Below are 16,703 nucleotides of genomic sequence, written 5' to 3'. Positions count from 1 at the left end.
CGAAATACCGTTCTATGTTTTGGTTCTTTCTACAAGACGGACGCCTCCAGGCGCCCGCGCAGTAGTTTTTCAGGGGTTCCCTGTGATGGAATTACGGATTGCGGACAAAATCCATCACGGCCAGCGGCTTGTCCGCTTCCAGCACCAGACCCAGGCTCATTTTTTCAAAGCTGCGGAACACCATCAGCAGGCCGGCGCGCTCGTCGGGCAGTTTGACGCTCTGGCGGGCGAGCTGGTCGCGCACGGTGGCGCCGCGCTTGTAGATAGCCAGTACATGGCCGGGCTCCAGGCCTTCGCGCAGGCCGCGGTTCATGATCACCACGTCGTACTTGGCAATCTGGGTTACGCCTTCATCCACACCGAGAATCACCCCATCCACCGGTACCGAGGGGGCGCCGGGCTGGAACAATGCAGCGATGGAGCGCTCTTCTACCGGCAGCAGGCGATCCTGCAGGCGGATATCGCGGGCGGTGCGGGTTACGTCCATGGTGGCCACGGCGAATTCGCTGTTGGCGTTGTCCGCATCCAGCTGGCGCAGGTCGACGGAGCCGATATCCAGGGCCTGCTGGCCCAGTTCTTCACCGGTATAGGGGTCGGCGTAGACCGGGCCCGGACGGTAGATCCCGTAGGAGGACAATGGCTCACGGAAATCACCGCGGGCGTAAATTTTTTCACCGGCGCCCATCAGGATGCGCTGGTCCTGCCCGGAGATCACGTAGGGCACACCCTGGAAGGCGTTGGGGCCCACAATGCGGGTGCGGGACAGGAAGGCGTTGATGGCATCCAGCGGAATCGCGGGAATCGCGCTGCCAATCGGCTCACGACGCACGGACGGGCCCAGGCGGTTGTTGCTGGCCGGGGACAGTTTATAGGCGGTGGGAGCGCGCTCCAGTTCCAGGCGCGGCTGGCCGTCGATGTAGACCAGATTGAGGCGGTCGCCGGGGTAAATAAGGTGTGGGTTTTCCACTTGCGGGTTCACTTGCCAGATTTCCGGCCAGTACCAGGGCTGGGAGAGGAATTGTCCGGAGATATCCCACAGGGTGTCGCCCTTCTGGACGGTATAAGTGTCCGGATGGTCCGCCTTCAGGCGGGAATCTTGCGCCTGCAGGCCGAAGGTCGCCAGCAGGGTTGCGGCGGCGGCCAGGATTATTTTTTTCATGGAAGCATTCCTATGCTTTTCGCTTTCGCTTTTTTATCGCTTTCGGCTTTCTTTCTATATGGCTATCACTGGTGCTTTATATGGCTATAATCCCACCACGCTGAACCGGAGTGGCCTGAGCCATCGGTTGCGGGGGCGCAAATGGCGTGTATTGGCAATTTTGCCAATGTGCGAAAACCGCCCCCCAAGCAGCAAATTTCAAGCGCGATCATTATGTTATCAGCGCAAGTTCCACTAAGACTAGAAGTTTGTCACAGGTGTTATGGCCAAACTCGAAATCCTAGAATTTCCCGATCCCCGTCTGCGCAAGGTTGCCGAACCGGTGACTGAGGTGACTGATGAGCACCGCACGCTGATCGCGGATATGTTCGAAACCATGTATGAGGCTCCGGGCGTTGGCCTGGCGGCAACGCAGATCAATGTGCATGAGCGCATTGTGGTGATTGACGTGTCGGAGGATCAGAGTGAGCCTCTGGTGCTGATCAACCCGGAGGTTGAGGTGCTGGATCCGGAGATCCACAAGTACGATGAAGGTTGTCTGTCGGTACCCGGTTTCTATGAGACGGTACAGCGTCCGCGCAAGATCCGCCTGAAGGCGCTGGATCGCGACGGCGAGGCCTACGCACTGGAGGCGGAAGGCCTGCTGGCGGTGTGTATCCAGCACGAGATCGATCACCTCGATGGCAAGCTGTTTGTGGATTACATCTCGCCGCTCAAGCGGAACCGTATTCGTTCCAAGCTGGAAAAGGCGCATCGGCAGAAAGCCTGATCCTGGGTGTTTCTTTTTAAGTCCCGGTGGCGTCGGGGCACCGGGAGTGGGTTTTCAGGACCGCTGTGAACCCATCCCTGGGCGCTTCGGCGCAAACATCCTGTTTGCGACGATCCTGAAAACCCACTCCCGGCACCCCGACTTCGCATCTTATTTGTGGACTTCGTTGTTGAGTCCGCTTCCTCATAGTTAAAAGTACTCACATGAGCCTGAATATCATCTTCGCCGGCACCCCCGACTTTGCCGCCGAGCACCTGCAAGCCCTGCTCGACAGCCAGCACAATGTCATTGCCGTCTACAGCCAGCCGGATCGCCCTGCTGGGCGCGGCAAGAAGTTGCTGGCGAGCCCGGTTAAACAGCTGGCACTGGAGCACGAGATTCCGGTCTATCAGCCGCTTTCCCTGCGGGATGAGGCGGCGCAGGCGGAACTTGCCGCGCTGAATGCGGATGTGATGGTGGTAGTGGCTTACGGGCTGATCCTGCCCCAGGCCGTGCTGGATACGCCGCGTCTGGGTTGCGTGAATGTGCACGCTTCCCTGCTGCCGCGCTGGCGTGGTGCGGCGCCGATTCAGCGAGCGGTTGAAGCCGGTGATGCGGAGAGCGGTGTGGCAATCATGCAGATGGAGGCAGGGCTGGATACTGGCCCGGTGCTGGTTGAGGTGCGCACGCCGATTTCTGCCGGGGAAACAGGTGGCAGCCTGCACGACAAACTGGCGGGACTGGGTGGGCCGGCGCTGCTGGAAGCCCTGAACCTACTGGAAAGCGGTACCGCCGAGCCGCGGGTTCAGGACGATACGCTGGCCAATTACGCCAGCAAAATCACCAAGGAAGAAGTGTGTATCGACTGGAATGAGCCGGCTGCCGGGATCGAACGCAAGGTGCGTGCCTTTAACCCCTTTCCGGTGTGCTGGACCGAATATGCGGATGCCAAGGGCAAACCCCAGCGACTGCGCGTTTACACGGCAAAACTGGAACAGGGCTGCCACACCGATGCACCCGGAACGATTCTGTGTGCCGATGATGAAGGTATTCTGGTGGCCTGTGGTCGCGAGGCATTGCGCCTGACTCAACTACAATTGCCGGGCAAGAAGGCCCTGCCGGTGTCGGAGATCCTCAAGGGTTACCGCGATCTGTTCAGCAAGGGCACTCAGCTAGGCAACAATCACAGGCCAGCACCATGAATGATCCTCGCGCACTCGCAGCCCGGGTTATCGCCCGCCTGCAACAGGACCGCGGCTCGCTGCAGCGGCTGCTGCCCTGGGCCGAAAAACAGTTGGGCGATGATGAGGCCGGCGGCAAGAACCGCGCGCTGTTGCGCGAGCTCTGCTACGGCACCGCGCGCTTCGCGCCGCGATTGGAGCTGATCCTCGGCAAACTGTCGAAAAAACCGCTCAAAGATGAAGAACTTGCCGCGCTGATGCTGGTGGGCCTCTACCAGCTGGAATACACTCGCATTCCCGACCACGCTGCCATCGGCGCTACCGTGGAAGCCACCCGCGCGCTCAAGCTCGGCCATGCCTCCGGCGTGGTCAATGGCGTGCTGCGCAATGCCCTGCGCAATAAGGAAACACTTACTCGCAAACTCTCCGGCAACCCCCAGTTCAGCTCCGCCCACCCCGAGTGGCTACAACAAGCGATCAAGGCCGCCTGGGGTAGTGAAGCCAGAACCATCTTCACCGCCAACAACAGCAACCCGCCTATGACCCTGCGGGTAAACACCGCCAAAACCAGCCGCGATGATTACCTCAAACAACTCGCGAGTGCCGAAATCCCCGGCCAGCCCTGTGAGTATTCCGACGCCGGCATCGTCCTCGAAAACCCCGTCGCCGTCACCCGCCTGCCCGGTTTTGAAGACGGCCTCGTCAGCATCCAGGACCAGTCCGCCCAGCTCGCCGCACCGCTCCTGGCACCGCAGCCCGGCGAAAAAGTCCTCGACGCCTGCGCCGCCCCCGGCGGCAAAACCTGTCATTTATTGGAGCTACAACCGGACCTCGACCTCACCGCCCTGGATATCGAAGAAGAGCGCCTCGACCGCGTCATCGAAAACCTCGAACGCCTCGGCATGAGCGCCCAACTGATCTGCGCCGACGCCGCCGAGCCCGAACACTGGTGGGATGGAGAACAGTACGACCGCATCCTCCTCGACGCCCCCTGCTCCGCCACCGGCGTCATCCGTCGCAACCCCGACATCAAACTGCTGCGCCGCCCGGAAGATATCGCCGAGCTGGCCCAGCTCCAGGGCAAAATCCTGCGCGCCATGTGGCGCCTGCTAAAGCCTGGCGGCACCCTGCTCTACGCAACCTGTTCCATACTCCCTGAGGAAAACAGCGAACAAGTGGCGCGCTTCATTGCGGAGACACCGGATGCGAGGGACAATACGCCGCAATTGATCAACGATAAGCCCTGGGGGCTGCCGCAGGATGCGGGGATGCAATTGCTGCCCGGTATTCACGGGGGCGATGGCTTCTACTACGCCAAGATCGATAAGGCAGAGCCAGAAAGTTGATCGCACAAAAGCCGGCAACAATTGCTTACGAAGTAAAAAAGTAAGAATTGAAGCAGGGGTGCCGGGTGTGGGTTTTCAGGAGCGTCGCAAACAGGATGTTTGCGCCGCAGCGCCCAGGGATGGGTTCACAGCGGTCCTGAAAACCCACACCCGGTACCCCGGCGCCACCGCACCAGCCAAAAAAGCACTAAGCGGACAAGGCACTAAAGCCAGAAATGACAGGGCCAGAAAACAGGCCCCGAAACCCAACTATGAAAATTGTTATTCTCGGCGCCGGCCAGGTCGGCGGCTCCCTGGCGGAAAGCCTGGCCTCTGAACGCAACGACATTGTTCTGGTAGACAGCGACGAGAAAACCCTGCGCGAGCTGCGCGACCGCATCGATATCGGCGTCGTCGTCGGCCACGCCTCCCACCCGGACATACTGCAGGAAGCCGGCATTGAAGACGCCGACATCTTGGTTGCCGTCACCAATAACGACGAAACCAACATGGCCGCCTGCCAGATCGCCCACTCCCTGTTCCGGGTTACCCTGAAAATCGCCCGCGTGCGCGCCTCCGCCTACCTGCAGTATCCGGAGCTCTTCTCTACCGAATCCATCCCCATCGACGTCCTCATCAGCCCCGAGCAGATCGTCTCCGAATACATCGCGCGACTGATTGAACATCCTGGCGCGCTGCAAGTACTCGACTTCGCCGACGGCCGCGTACAGCTGGTCGCCGTACGCGCGGTTCAGGGCGGACCACTAGTAGGACACCAGCTGCGCTACCTGCGCGAACACATGCCCAAGGTCGATACCCGCGTCGCCGCCATTTATCGCCGCAACAGCCCCATCATTCCCCAGGGCTCCACCGTGATCGAGGCCGGTGACGAAGTCTTCTTCATCGCCGCCAAGCAGGACATCCGCGCCGTGATGAGCGAACTGCGCCGGCTGGAACAGGGCTACAAGCGCATCACCATCGCCGGCGGCGGCAACATCGGCCTGCGCCTCGCACACAAGCTGGAAAACCGCTACTCGGTTAAGGTGATCGAACAGGATCACGACCGCTGTATTTTCCTGTCGGAAGAACTCAGTAACAGCATCGTGCTGCACGGCAGCGCCTCGGATCAGGATCTGCTGCTGGAAGAAAACATCGAAGACACCGATGTATTCCTCGCACTCACCAATGATGACGAGGCCAACATCATGTCGTCGCTGCTGGCCAAGCGCCTCGGCACCCGCAAGGTAATGGCGCTGATCAACAACCGCGCCTATGTGGACCTGGTGCAGGGGGGCGAAATCGACATTGCCATTTCACCGCAGCAGAACACCATCGGCAGCCTGCTCACCCATGTGCGCAAGGGCGACATGGTCAATGTGCACCAGCTGCGCCGCGGTGCTGCCGAAGCCATCGAAGTCATCGCCCACGGCGACAGTCGCACCTCAAAGGTAGTGGGCAAAAAAATCGAGGATATCGACCTGCCGGAAGGCGCCTCCATCGGCGCCATTGTTCGCGAGCGCGATGGCGAGAGTCAGGTGCTCATCGCCCATGACAATATCGTTGTCGAGCCGGACGACCACGTCATCGTGTTCCTGGTCGACCGTCGCCACACCCGCCACGTGGAACAGCTGTTCCAGGTCGGCTTCAGCTTTTTCTGATGTCGGACGATAGGGCGGAATAAACGCAATGCGATTAGCAGTCATAGCCCGCGTATTCGGCATTTTGCTGACGGTGTTCAGCCTGACGCTGCTGCCGCCCATCGGCGTATCCCTGTGGTACGAAGATGGCACCCACATCGCTTTCGCGGTGGCTTTCGGCATCACCCTGCTCACCGGCCTGTTTATGTGGCTGCCGGTGCACGATCTCAAGCAGGATCTGCGCACCCGCGACGGCTTCGTGGTGACCTCCTTCTTCTGGCTGATTCTCGGCAGTTTCGGTGCCCTGCCCCTGATCATCAGTGCACAGCCGGATTTAAGCGTGGTGGACTCGATTTTCGAATCCATTTCCGGGCTCACCACCACCGGTGCCACCACCATTGTCGGTCTGGACACCCTGCCCCCCGCGATTCTCTATTACCGGCAACAACTGCAGTGGTTTGGCGGTATCGGGGTAATTGTTATCGCACTGGCGATCCTGCCGATGCTCGGTATCGGTGGTATGCAGCTGTACAAGGCGGAAATGCCGGGGCCGGTAAAAGATACCAAACTGACACCGCGCATCGCGGAAACCGCGCGCGCGCTGTTTGTGATTTATATCGCGCTGACCGTGCTCTGCGGCATCGGCTACTGGTGGGCGGGCATGACCGTTTTTGATGCCGTCGGCCACGCCTTTTCCACCGTTGCCAACGGCGGTTTCTCCACCCACGACGCAAGTATGGGCTTCTACGCCAACAACCACGCGATCATGGCCATTGCGGTGATCTTCATGCTGACCGCGGCCATCAACTTCGGCCTGCACTTTTACGCCTTCAGCAACAAGACCGTTAAACACTACTGGAAAGATTCCGAGTTCCGCTTTTACATCCTGGTCACGCTCGGGGCCTGCGGCATCATTGTCGGCTACCTCTATACCTCGGGCACCTTCGATATGCGCGGCAGTATCCTGCACGGGGTTTTCCAGGTGGTATCCATCGGCACCACCGCCGGCTTCGGCTCGGAAAGTTTCGCCCTGTGGCCCGCATTCCTGCCCTACATCCTGCTGATGATCGGCATCATGGGTGCCTGCGCCGGCTCCACGTCCGGGGGCATTAAAGCAGTGCGGGTTATGCTGATTGTGAAATCCGGTCTGCGCGAACTGAACCGCCTGGTGCACCCCAACGCGGTGGTGCCCATCAAGGTTAATCGCAAGATAGTCCCGCCGCGGGTGACCGATGCGGTGTGGGGATTTTTCGCGGTCTATATCCTGTCGTTTTTCATTCTCACCATTGTGGTGATGGCGACCGGCGAAAATTTTGTAACCTCGTTTTCCACCGTGGCTTCCTGCCTGAGCAATATCGGTCCTGCATTGGGTGATGCGGCGGCGCATTACGGTGAAGTGAACGAGATCGCGAAGTGCTTTCTGATTCTTGCGATGCTGATGGGTCGTCTGGAAATTTTCACCCTGCTGGTGCTGTTGACGCCGGCCTTCTGGCGACACTGAGTCCGACTTTCACTTGGCCCGAAGCCCTACGCCGCCCGCTATTCGAAGGTGTTTTTTCTTTTCTGTAATACGTGCAGGTAGCGCGGCAGGAAGCGGATCAACACCAGGATTTCCAGCAATACGCCAATCACCGTCAGGGCGCCAAAGGTGCGCTCAAAAATGATTTCTGTCCCGGTCGATACCGGCGGCCACAGGTAACTGGCCTGCTCGGCAAATCCCATTCCCAGTACGGAAAAAGTGATGATGGTGGCGCTCAGCTGCAACCATTTGGCACGAATACCAAAGGAACGCTTGAGCCACAAAACGATGACGGGAACGACACTGAGTTGCAGCGCGCAACGGAACGCCAGCAACGCGCCATATACCGGGTTGATGGATCCCAGGTGCCACAGCAACGGAATCATGCTGAGGATAAACACACGATCCGCCACCGGATCGGCAAGCATGCCGAACTTGCTCTGCCAGCGGTAACGGCGCGCCAGCCAACCATCGACAAAATCACTGAGTGCCGCCACGACGTAGAGGCATAACGCCAGGCCGTTATGCTCCTGCAGGGAAAAATAGACGATCGGCAGAATCAGCAGAATCCGCAACAAAGACACGGCATTGGGAAGGTGGCGCCAAATGGAGTGCCCGCTGGACGCCGAAGCCTGGCTCATGAATTCTCCCGGATATTTACCGCGGCAGCGGCTATTGCCATACAAGTATTGGCAATAGAGCGCTTAAGGGCAAAAATCCCGGAAAATACTGCGGATGGATGACTGCAGGTGGTTTTCGGCGCGTGGCAAACGCGCCCAGAGGACCCGGGTGCGGTTCAGCTTTTGCGATAGATCCCGCTCTTGCCCTCGGGAATCCGCCGGAAACGCTTGTACTCCCACTGGTACTGCTCCGGTGCCTCGGCGATACAGGCTTCGACCCCGCGGTTGAGGGCCGCCAGTGAAACCTTGACCTCGTCACTGAAAATGGCCTGCTCCGCCGGCAACATCACCAGCTCGAATCCCCCCTCGACGCGCTTGCCGAAGCCAAAGATCACCTTGCAGCCGGTGCGCTGGATCAGATTGAACGCCAGGGTCATGGTCAATGTCGGCCGACCGAAGAAGGGCGCAAAGTCGCCGCCGGACAGATCCGGCGCCTGGTCCGGCAGCACGCCGACAATACCGCCGTCTTTCAGCGCCTTGAGCAGGGCGCGCACACCGCGAATGTTGGTGGGTACCAGCTTGGCGCCGGTTTTCTCGCGGCCCTCGCGGATCACCGGGTCCAGGGCTTCAATCTTGGGGGGCGCATAGAGGCTGGTGGTGGGCCCCACCGTTGCCAGGTACTGGCCGAAAATCTCCCAGTTGCCAATATGCGGTACCAGCACCAGGACACCGCGGCCCTCTTCCACGCCCTCGGTCAGCAGCTGCTGGTTGCGTACCCGCACGATACTGTCTTCGCCGCGACTCCAGGGCTGGCGCCACAGGCTGGCCACCTCAAGCCCGGTCATCGCGGTATTGATCACGCTGGCGCGGGCCAGCCTTTCCCGCGCTTTTGCCGGCATTTCCGGATAGCAAAGCTGCAAATTGATACGGCTGACCCGCAGGCTCTCGCCACGGGCGCAGACGGCGCAGAAACCGACAAAGCCGGCAAGACGTCGCGACCAGCGCAGTGGCAGCCTGCCCAACAGTTTCAGCGCGCCCGCTGATAATTGCCCTTTGATATCCAACCTGACTACTTCCTTCTTACCGGGGCAAATGCCCCAAAACGCTCTATATTTTCAAATCCTTGGGAGTATGGTCGTTTTATCGCCATTTAATTCCCCCAATCGGCCGTCAATCGACCCCAATCACCCTTCAATCTGTTACCCGCTGTTTAGTGCGCAACCCGCTGCCGCTATAATTGCGCCCCTTGTCTTTTCACCCAGCTGAAACCGGAGATAGCGGTGTCCGAGCAACAAACCAGCCATTCTGCCCCGGCGCAGGATCTGAGCACCTTCCAGGGACTGATTTTTACCCTGCAGGAATACTGGGCGCGCCAAGGGTGCGTCATTCTACAGCCTCTGGATATGGAAGTGGGCGCCGGCACCTTTCACCCCGCCACCTTCCTGCGTGCCATCGGCCCGGAAACCTGGAACGCCGCCTATGTACAGCCCTGCCGCCGCCCCACCGACGGCCGCTACGGTGAAAACCCCAACCGCCTGCAGCACTACTACCAGTACCAGGTAGTAATGAAGCCGTCACCGGCGAATATTCAGGAGCTCTATCTCGACAGTCTGCGCGCGCTGGGCATTGATCCAGCGGTGCACGATATCCGCTTTGTGGAAGATAACTGGGAATCCCCCACCCTGGGCGCCTGGGGTCTCGGCTGGGAAGTGTGGCTGAACGGGATGGAAGTCACTCAGTTCACCTACTTCCAGCAGGTGGGCGGCCTCGAGTGCTACCCGGTAACCGGCGAGATTACCTACGGTATCGAGCGTATCGCCATGTACCTGCAGAATGTGGAGTCCATCTACGACCTGGTGTGGACCCGCAACGCCGACGGTACCCCGGTGACTTACGGCGATGTGTTCCACCAGAACGAAGTGGAAATGTCCCACTACAACTTTGAACACGCAGATGTGGAATTCCTGTTCGCCACCTTCGATCACTGCGAGCGCGAGAGCCAGCGCCTGATCGAACTCGGCCTGCCGCTGCCGGCCTATGAACAGGTGATGAAGGCTTCCCACGCGTTCAACCTGCTGGATGCCCGTCACGCCATTTCCGTGACCGAGCGCCAGCGCTTTATTTTGCGCGTGCGCACCCTCGCCCGCGCCGTGGCCCAGGCCTATTTTGACGCGCGCAAATCCCTGGGCTTCCCCCTCGCCGCGGACGATATTCGCAGCGAAGTGCTGGCCCAGGCGGAAAAAGCCGCAGCGAAGAAGGAGAAGAAGTAATGGCTCAGGATTTTCTGGTTGAGCTGGGCACCGAAGAGCTGCCCCCAAAAGCCCTGCACAAACTGATGCAGGCCTTCGCCGACGGTATTCAACAGGGTCTGCAGGACGCCGAACTGGAACACGGCGAAGTCCAGGCTTACGCCAGCCCCCGCCGCCTGGCGGTGGTGGTATGCAATCTCGCCGAACAGCAGCAGGACAAGCAGGTCGAAAAACACGGCCCGGCGGTGGCCGCTGCGTTCGATAAAGACGGCAAGCCCACCAAAGCCGCGGAAGGATTCGCCCGTGGTGCTGGTGTCACCGTTGACCAGCTGGCGCGGGTCGAAACCGACAAGGGCGAGCGCCTGGCCTTTATCAGTGAGCAGAAAGGTGCCGCCACCAAAGATCTGCTGGGCGATATCGTCAGTAAATCCCTGGCGCAACTGCCCATTCCAAAGCGCATGCGCTGGGGCGCGCGCAAAGAAGAATTCGTACGCCCGGTGCACTGGCTGTTGATGCTGCTCGGCAACGAGACCGTCGATGCCGAAGTGCTGGGCCTGAAGTCGGGCAATACCACCCGCGGCCACCGCTTCCACTGCAATCGCGAACTCACTGTGGCCTCGGCCAATGACTATGTGCAACAGCTGCGCGAACCGGGCTATGTGGTTGCGGACTTCGCCGAGCGCCGCGAGATGATTCGCGAACAGGTGCAGGCGGAAGCCAACAACGTCAACGGCGATGCCGTGATCGACGACGATTTGCTGAATGAAGTGACCGCGCTGGTGGAATGGCCGGTGGCGCTCACCGGGCGCTTCGAAAAGCGCTTCCTGGATGTGCCGGCGGAAGCCCTGATTTCCTCCATGAAGGAGCATCAGAAGTATTTCCACGTGGTGGATGAAGACGGCAAGCTGATGCCCTTCTTTATTACCGTTTCCAATATTGAAAGCACCGATGCCCGGCAGGTCATTGAAGGCAACGAGCGGGTTATCCGCCCGCGCCTTTCCGATGCCGCTTTCTTCTTCGACACCGACAAGAAAATCAGCCTGGAAGCGCGTCGCGAAAAGCTCAAGACCATCGTCTTCCAGCAAAAGCTCGGCACCGTCTACGACAAGACCGAACGCCTGGCGCGACTGGCTGCCGCCATCGCCGAGAAAACCGGTGGCGATGCCGCGCTGGCCCAGCGCGCCGCACAGCTGTGTAAATCCGACCTGGTCACCGAGATGGTGTTCGAGTTTGCGGATATGCAGGGCATTGCCGGTTACTACTATGCGGAAAACGACGGCGAGCCGCTGGATGTGGCCAAGGCCATGTACGAGCAATACATGCCGAAGTTTGCCGGCGATGATTTGCCGCAAACCGAGACCGGTACCATCGTCGCCCTCGCCGATCGTATCGACACCCTCGTCGGTATTTTCGGAATCGGCCAGCCGCCCAGCGGCTCTCGCGATCCCTTCGCACTGCGCCGCGCCAGTCTGGGTGTACTACGCCTGCTGGTGGAAAAGAATATCGACCTGGACCTGCGCGAACTGCTCACCCTGGCCCGCGACGGTTACCCGCGCACCGCACTGGCAGAGCACGAAACCGTGGTCGAGCAGACCCTGGCTTACATGATCGAGCGCTTCCGCGCCCGCTACGAAGACGCCGGCATCAAGGCCGAAGTGTTCCTCGCCGTTTCCGCGCGCAAACTGTCGCGTCCACTGGATATCGACAACCGGGTTAAAGCGGTACACAGCTTCAGCAAGCTGCCGGAAGCAGAAGCGCTGGCGGCCGCCAACAAGCGTGTGTCCAACATTCTCGCCAAACTCGAAGGCCCCGCACCCATCGATGTGGACCAGTCGCTGTTGCAGGAAGACGCAGAAAAAGCGCTCTACCTGGCGATTCGCGATGCGGCCGATGCGGTGGCACCACTCTACGCAGAAGCCCGCTTTGAAGAGGGCCTCGCCGGTCTCTCCGGTTTGCGCGAGACCGTCGACAATTTCTTCGATGGCGTGATGGTAATGGCCGACGACGAACAGCTGCGCAACAACCGCCTGGCGCTCTTGGCCCAGCTGCGCGGGCTCTTCCTGGAAGCTGCGGATATTTCGCTACTGGCGCCGGCCAAGTAAGTTCTTGACGCTCTTTGCGGGAGCCCGTTAACAGGCTCCCGCAAACCGGTTTTTCTTTTTAAAAGCGCTAACCCATGGCCATCATCATTCTCGATCGCGACGGTGTCATCAATCAGCAAGGGGACGATCACGTTACCAGTGCCGATGACTGGACGCCGATTGCCGGCAGTATCGAAGCCATGGCGCGCCTGAGTCAGGCCGGCTTTCAGCTGGCGGTGGCTACCAACCAAAATGGCCTCGCACTGGGGCTGTTTGATCTCGACGATCTCGAAGCCATGCACGCAAAACTGCGCGCACTGGTGGAAGACGCGGGCGGCGAAGTTGCAGGTATTTTTTATTGCCCCCACAGCGACGAAGACCATTGCCGCTGTCGCAAACCCAAAACAGGATTGCTGGACGCTATAGAGGCAGAATTTGATACTTCTCTGCACGACTGTTTTTTTGTCGGCGACCAGTTGAAGGATCTTCAGTGTGCAGTGGCAAAAAATTGTAAACCCGTGCTGGTAAAAACCGGTCGCGGTGAACAGACCCTACAGCAGCTCATCCAAAATCCGGACCCGTCTCTGACGCACACTGCGGTGTTTGACGATCTGCAGAAATTTGCAGATTTTATCCTCCTCCCACCCCGATAAAAATCGCTTTCCATCCAATTCAAATAGTTCTGACTGGCAATTCCGTACTAAATTACTAACCGCTATCAGGTTGTAATTGATGACAGTATTGTGAAGCAGCCAGCTTTTTTTCCGCTAAACAATCCAATTAACGCCAGCATATTGCCTCACCTATTTGGTTACCGTAGAAACCAAATAGAGGGATCCGGTGCCGCGCCTTTCACGGAAGAATAATACCGCGCGACACACGCCTTTCTTGAAGGACAAAGAGAGGATCAGAGGTTGACGGAACGACCTGGCTGTAAAGGGTTTCACATCGTTGGTTACCACCAACCGCAGACACCTATCCAATCGCTCCGTCTCGATCTTTTCCGCTTATCTCACGGAACTTCCTGCGGCCGTTTGCCAAAAGCAAATCCGGTACAGGTTTTTTATTTTACGGGGCAATTTTATGAGTTTTTTGCACACACCCGGGTCGCGTAAGCGAACCTTTGGGGGGAAATCTTTTGGCGTTATTTTTTCAACGCTGTTGTGTAGTGCGCTATCCGCCGCTGCATTCGCCAACGAACCGAACACGCTGCCGTCGCCAGCAGCAAAAAAACACAAAACCTACATCGTACAGCTGGCCGATAAACCGCTGATCGCCTATGAAGGTAATATCACCGGGCTCGCCGCCACCAAACCCCAGAAAAACCGCAAACTGGATTTCTCCAGCAGCCCGATAAAACACTACGCGGCTTTTCTGGCCGAGCGCCGCAACGACGCGCTGGCCGCCGTTCCGGGGGCGCGCAAGGTACACGATTACGAAGTGGCCTTTAATGGTTTCGCCGCACAGATGACCGCATCCCAGGCGGAGCTGCTGCGCGATCGCAAGGACGTGGTGGGCATCTGGGAAGACCGCTTGATGAAGCCCCAGACCAATTCCACCTACAGCTACCTGGGCCTGGACAATACCCCCGGGCCCTGGCTGCTGGGCGCCACCGGTGAAGACGTCGTGATCGGCGTGATCGACTCCGGTATCCACCCGGAGCACCCGAGCCTGGAAGACACCCGCACACCCAAGCGCGGCAACCGTGGTCGACCGATTCTCTACGATGCCGTGCCGGAATCATTTTCCGGAGCCGGCTGCGATTTCGGTAATACCGAGTTCAACAGCGACGACCTGCCGTTCGACTGCAACAACAAACTGGTAAAAGCGGAAGCGTTTTCCAGTGGCTTCCTGTCCGTAAATAGCCTCGCCGATTATGAGTTTCTGTCGGCGCGCGATGCCGACGGCCACGGCACTCACACTGCCACCACTGCCGCCGGTAATTTCGGGGTTGAGGGGATAATGCAGGGTGAAGCGACCGGTACCCTCAGTGGTGTCGCGCCGCGCGCGCGGGTTGCGGTGTACAAAGTATGTTGGGATGCGCCCGACCCAGACGACAGCGGCTGCTTCTCTTCCGATTCCATGGCCGCCATCGACCAGGCGGTAAAAGACGGCGTCGACGTGATCAACTTTTCCGTTGGTGGCGCCAGCACTACCTTCAACGGCCCAGATGACATCGCTTTCCTATATGCCGCCGATGCCGGTGTGTTTGTAGCCGTCTCTGCCGGCAATTCCGGCCCGGGCAATGAAACCATCGGCACGCCTTCCGGTGTTCCCTGGGTAACCTCGGTGGGTGCAACCGAAGACAATCAGAGTTTCGGCACCGGCCTGGAAGTCAGTGCGCCGGGAAGCCTTGCCGGTATTTTCGAGGGTCTCGAAGGTTCCGGCCCGGCTAGGTTGGCCGATAACGGTACCATTTCCGGCACCGTCGTCAGCGCCGAACCACTGGATGGCTGTACCCCGCTGACCAACAGCGAGGCGATGGCCGGCAATATTGCACTGATCATCCGCGGCGCCTGTGCTTTCACGGACAAATACAATAACGCGGCCGCTGCCGGCGCCAGCGCCATCGTGGTTTTCAATGACGGTGCGGCGCCTGATCGTATGGATCCCATTACCATGTCGGCGGACGGCACCAGTATCCCGGGGATTATGATTCGCCACCCGGACGGTATGACTCTGGCCGGCAGCGGTGACGTCAGCGGTAGCCTGAGTGCGGAAATTCAGGTGTCCCGTGACAACCGCATTGCCGGCTTCTCTTCTCGCGGTGCCAACGCCGGTGCTCCGGATATCATCAAGCCGGATATCGCCGCGCCGGGTGTGAGTATTGTTGCGGGTATTTCCCCGGTCGGTTCCGGTGAGACCTTCGGTGCGCTGAGCGGCACGTCCATGGCCAGCCCGCACATTGCCGGTGTCATGGCACTGCTGAAACAGGCACACCCCGAATGGACGCCGGCGATGGCGCGCTCGGCGCTGATGACCAGCGCGCGCCAGAACATGAAAAAATCCTTCGGTGAAACGGCGGCGGACCCCTTCGATATCGGCGCCGGCATGGTGCAACCCGCCAATGCATTTTTCCCGGGCCTGGTATATGACGCCGGCTTGTACGACTACTACGCCTTCCTGTGTGGCGCGGAAAACCAGCCCCAAATGATGCCGGACTCGGACTGCGAGTACCTTGAGGGTTACGGTTTCTCCACCGATTCTTCCGACCTCAACCTGCCATCCATCGGCATCGCCGAACTGGTGGGCAGCCAGACCATCACCCGCCGGGTGACCAGCGTCGCCAAAGGCACCCAGTGGTACTGGGCGGAAGTGGATGCACCCGCTGGCGTCCAGGTGCAGGTTTCGCCGCGCATCCTGCGCCTGAAAGAAGGCGAGACCGCGACCTTTGAAGTGACCTTCACCGCAACGGCAGAAGCGGCCATGGGTGAGTGGGCATTCGGTTCCCTAAGCTGGTCGCAGGGTTTGCGCAAGGTGCGCAGTCCCATCGCCGTGCGCCCTGTGCCCATTTCCGCACCAGTATCCGTATCTGCAGAGGGCACTGCCGGTAGCCTGAATATCCCCGTGGTCTTTGGCTACGACGGTAGCTTCAGCGCGGCGGTTAACGGTCTCGCGGTGGGCGCACCCTTCCCGGGTTATGTGGAGGACGGTGACTATACGGTGGTTATCTTCGAAATCCCCGAAGGAACCTCACTGTCGCGTATCGCCCTGTTTGACGCCGATGTCGGTGCTGGCGATGGCTCCGACGACCTGGACCTACAGGTATTGGGGCCCGATACATCCGGCTTCCCGCTCGTCGGCAGCAGTGGCTCGCCCACATCTGCCGAGCAGGTCGACCTGGTCAACCCAACCCCAGGTATTTATGCAGCACTTGTCGTGGACTACGCCTCGGCGGCTGGCGCCACCCCCTATACCCTGTTCAACTTCAACCTGCAGGGTGATGCGGGCAATACCCGGGTGGATGGCCCGGCTTCAGCTTCCGTGGGCAGCACTGGCAACCTCTATCTGGAATGGGATGGACTGCCCGCGGGAACCCGCGCACTCGGTATGCTCCAGCACCAGAATGACTCGGGCGTGATCGCGGCTACCGAGGTGATGATCAACACCCGGTAAGGCTCAGCGAAAATCTCCCTAGAGATTTCTGCAACAAGCCCGGTGGCCGTTCGGCCCCGGGCTTTTTT

General features: G+C 59.6%; 12 protein-coding genes. 9 read left to right on the top strand and 3 right to left on the bottom strand.

Annotated elements, in window-relative coordinates; all coding sequences use genetic code 11:
- Window positions 1–91: 91 nt before the first annotated feature.
- Window positions 92–1,159: a LysM domain-containing protein gene (locus M0G74_RS12435; RefSeq protein WP_248217450.1), complete on the bottom strand. Its 1,068-nt coding sequence runs from the start codon at window positions 1,157–1,159 to the stop codon at window positions 92–94.
- Window positions 1,160–1,421: 262 nt separating this feature from the next.
- Between M0G74_RS12435 and def the strand changes: the two genes are divergently transcribed.
- The 5 genes from def to M0G74_RS12410 all read left to right on the top strand — a co-directional run bounded on the left by def (window position 1,422) and on the right by M0G74_RS12410 (window position 7,551).
- Window positions 1,422–1,928 carry a peptide deformylase gene (def, locus tag M0G74_RS12430; protein ID WP_160151850.1) on the top strand — a complete coding sequence of 169 codons (507 nt, stop codon included), beginning with the start codon at window positions 1,422–1,424 and terminating at the stop codon, window positions 1,926–1,928.
- Between the two features lie 203 nt (window positions 1,929–2,131).
- Window positions 2,132–3,109 (top strand): methionyl-tRNA formyltransferase, encoded by a 978-nt coding sequence (gene fmt, locus M0G74_RS12425; RefSeq protein ID WP_248217447.1) that lies wholly within the window; start codon window positions 2,132–2,134, stop codon window positions 3,107–3,109.
- Window positions 3,106–4,434: a 16S rRNA (cytosine(967)-C(5))-methyltransferase RsmB gene (gene rsmB / locus M0G74_RS12420; RefSeq protein WP_248217445.1), complete on the top strand. Its 1,329-nt coding sequence runs from the start codon at window positions 3,106–3,108 to the stop codon at window positions 4,432–4,434. The genes fmt and rsmB overlap by 4 nt, the downstream gene beginning before the upstream one ends.
- A gap of 251 nt (window positions 4,435–4,685) precedes the next feature.
- Window positions 4,686–6,071 carry a Trk system potassium transporter TrkA gene (trkA, locus tag M0G74_RS12415; protein ID WP_160151853.1) on the top strand — a complete coding sequence of 462 codons (1,386 nt, stop codon included), beginning with the start codon at window positions 4,686–4,688 and terminating at the stop codon, window positions 6,069–6,071.
- A 28-nt stretch (window positions 6,072–6,099) separates the two neighbouring features.
- Window positions 6,100–7,551: a TrkH family potassium uptake protein gene (locus M0G74_RS12410; protein ID WP_160151854.1), complete on the top strand. Its 1,452-nt coding sequence runs from the start codon at window positions 6,100–6,102 to the stop codon at window positions 7,549–7,551.
- A 38-nt stretch (window positions 7,552–7,589) separates the two neighbouring features.
- Here the strand turns inward: M0G74_RS12410 and M0G74_RS12405 are convergent, their stop codons facing one another.
- Together M0G74_RS12405 and M0G74_RS12400 are read right to left on the bottom strand one after the other, a co-directional pair.
- A complete protein-coding gene (locus tag M0G74_RS12405) occupies window positions 7,590–8,210 on the bottom strand; it encodes a CDP-alcohol phosphatidyltransferase family protein (RefSeq protein ID WP_160151855.1) in 621 nt (206 codons plus the stop codon).
- A 155-nt stretch (window positions 8,211–8,365) separates the two neighbouring features.
- Window positions 8,366–9,253, bottom strand: coding sequence for a lysophospholipid acyltransferase family protein (locus M0G74_RS12400; protein ID WP_248217443.1), 888 nt, complete (start codon window positions 9,251–9,253; stop codon window positions 8,366–8,368).
- A 216-nt stretch (window positions 9,254–9,469) separates the two neighbouring features.
- Between M0G74_RS12400 and glyQ the strand changes: the two genes are divergently transcribed.
- The 4 genes from glyQ (at window position 9,470) to M0G74_RS12380 (ending at window position 16,635) form a co-directional block, all read left to right on the top strand.
- Entirely contained in the window at window positions 9,470–10,459 is a 990-nt protein-coding gene (glyQ, locus tag M0G74_RS12395; RefSeq protein ID WP_248217441.1) for a glycine--tRNA ligase subunit alpha, read from the top strand.
- A complete protein-coding gene (glyS, locus tag M0G74_RS12390) occupies window positions 10,459–12,540 on the top strand; it encodes a glycine--tRNA ligase subunit beta (protein ID WP_248217438.1) in 2,082 nt (693 codons plus the stop codon). The genes glyQ and glyS overlap by 1 nt, the downstream gene beginning before the upstream one ends.
- Window positions 12,541–12,614: 74 nt before the next feature.
- A complete protein-coding gene (gene gmhB / locus M0G74_RS12385) occupies window positions 12,615–13,172 on the top strand; it encodes a D-glycero-beta-D-manno-heptose 1,7-bisphosphate 7-phosphatase (protein ID WP_248217436.1) in 558 nt (185 codons plus the stop codon).
- A 430-nt stretch (window positions 13,173–13,602) separates the two neighbouring features.
- Complete coding sequence (locus M0G74_RS12380; protein WP_248217435.1) at window positions 13,603–16,635, top strand: S8 family serine peptidase; 3,033 nt, start codon at window positions 13,603–13,605, stop codon at window positions 16,633–16,635.
- The last annotated feature ends 68 nt before the right edge of the window (window positions 16,636–16,703 follow it).

Source organism: Microbulbifer sp. CAU 1566, assembly GCF_023156515.1.
Classification (GTDB): Bacteria; Pseudomonadota; Gammaproteobacteria; order Pseudomonadales; family Cellvibrionaceae; genus Microbulbifer.
This window is presented reverse-complemented; position numbering and strand designations above follow the sequence as displayed.

Excerpts from the sequence above, each read along its gene's own strand:
- fmt (WP_248217447.1), top strand. The coding sequence starts at position 2,132 with ATGAGCCTGAATATCATCTTCGCCGGCACCCCCGACTTTGCCGCCGAG.
- gmhB (WP_248217436.1), top strand. The coding sequence starts at position 12,615 with ATGGCCATCATCATTCTCGATCGCGACGGTGTCATCAATCAGCAAGGG.
- rsmB (WP_248217445.1), top strand. The coding sequence starts at position 3,106 with ATGAATGATCCTCGCGCACTCGCAGCCCGGGTTATCGCCCGCCTGCAA.
- M0G74_RS12405 (WP_160151855.1), bottom strand. The coding sequence starts at position 8,210 with ATGAGCCAGGCTTCGGCGTCCAGCGGGCACTCCATTTGGCGCCACCTT.
- trkA (WP_160151853.1), top strand. The coding sequence starts at position 4,686 with ATGAAAATTGTTATTCTCGGCGCCGGCCAGGTCGGCGGCTCCCTGGCG.
- M0G74_RS12435 (WP_248217450.1), bottom strand. The coding sequence starts at position 1,159 with ATGAAAAAAATAATCCTGGCCGCCGCCGCAACCCTGCTGGCGACCTTC.
- glyS (WP_248217438.1), top strand. The coding sequence starts at position 10,459 with ATGGCTCAGGATTTTCTGGTTGAGCTGGGCACCGAAGAGCTGCCCCCA.
- M0G74_RS12410 (WP_160151854.1), top strand. The coding sequence starts at position 6,100 with ATGCGATTAGCAGTCATAGCCCGCGTATTCGGCATTTTGCTGACGGTG.
- def (WP_160151850.1), top strand. The coding sequence starts at position 1,422 with ATGGCCAAACTCGAAATCCTAGAATTTCCCGATCCCCGTCTGCGCAAG.
- M0G74_RS12380 (WP_248217435.1), top strand. The coding sequence starts at position 13,603 with ATGAGTTTTTTGCACACACCCGGGTCGCGTAAGCGAACCTTTGGGGGG.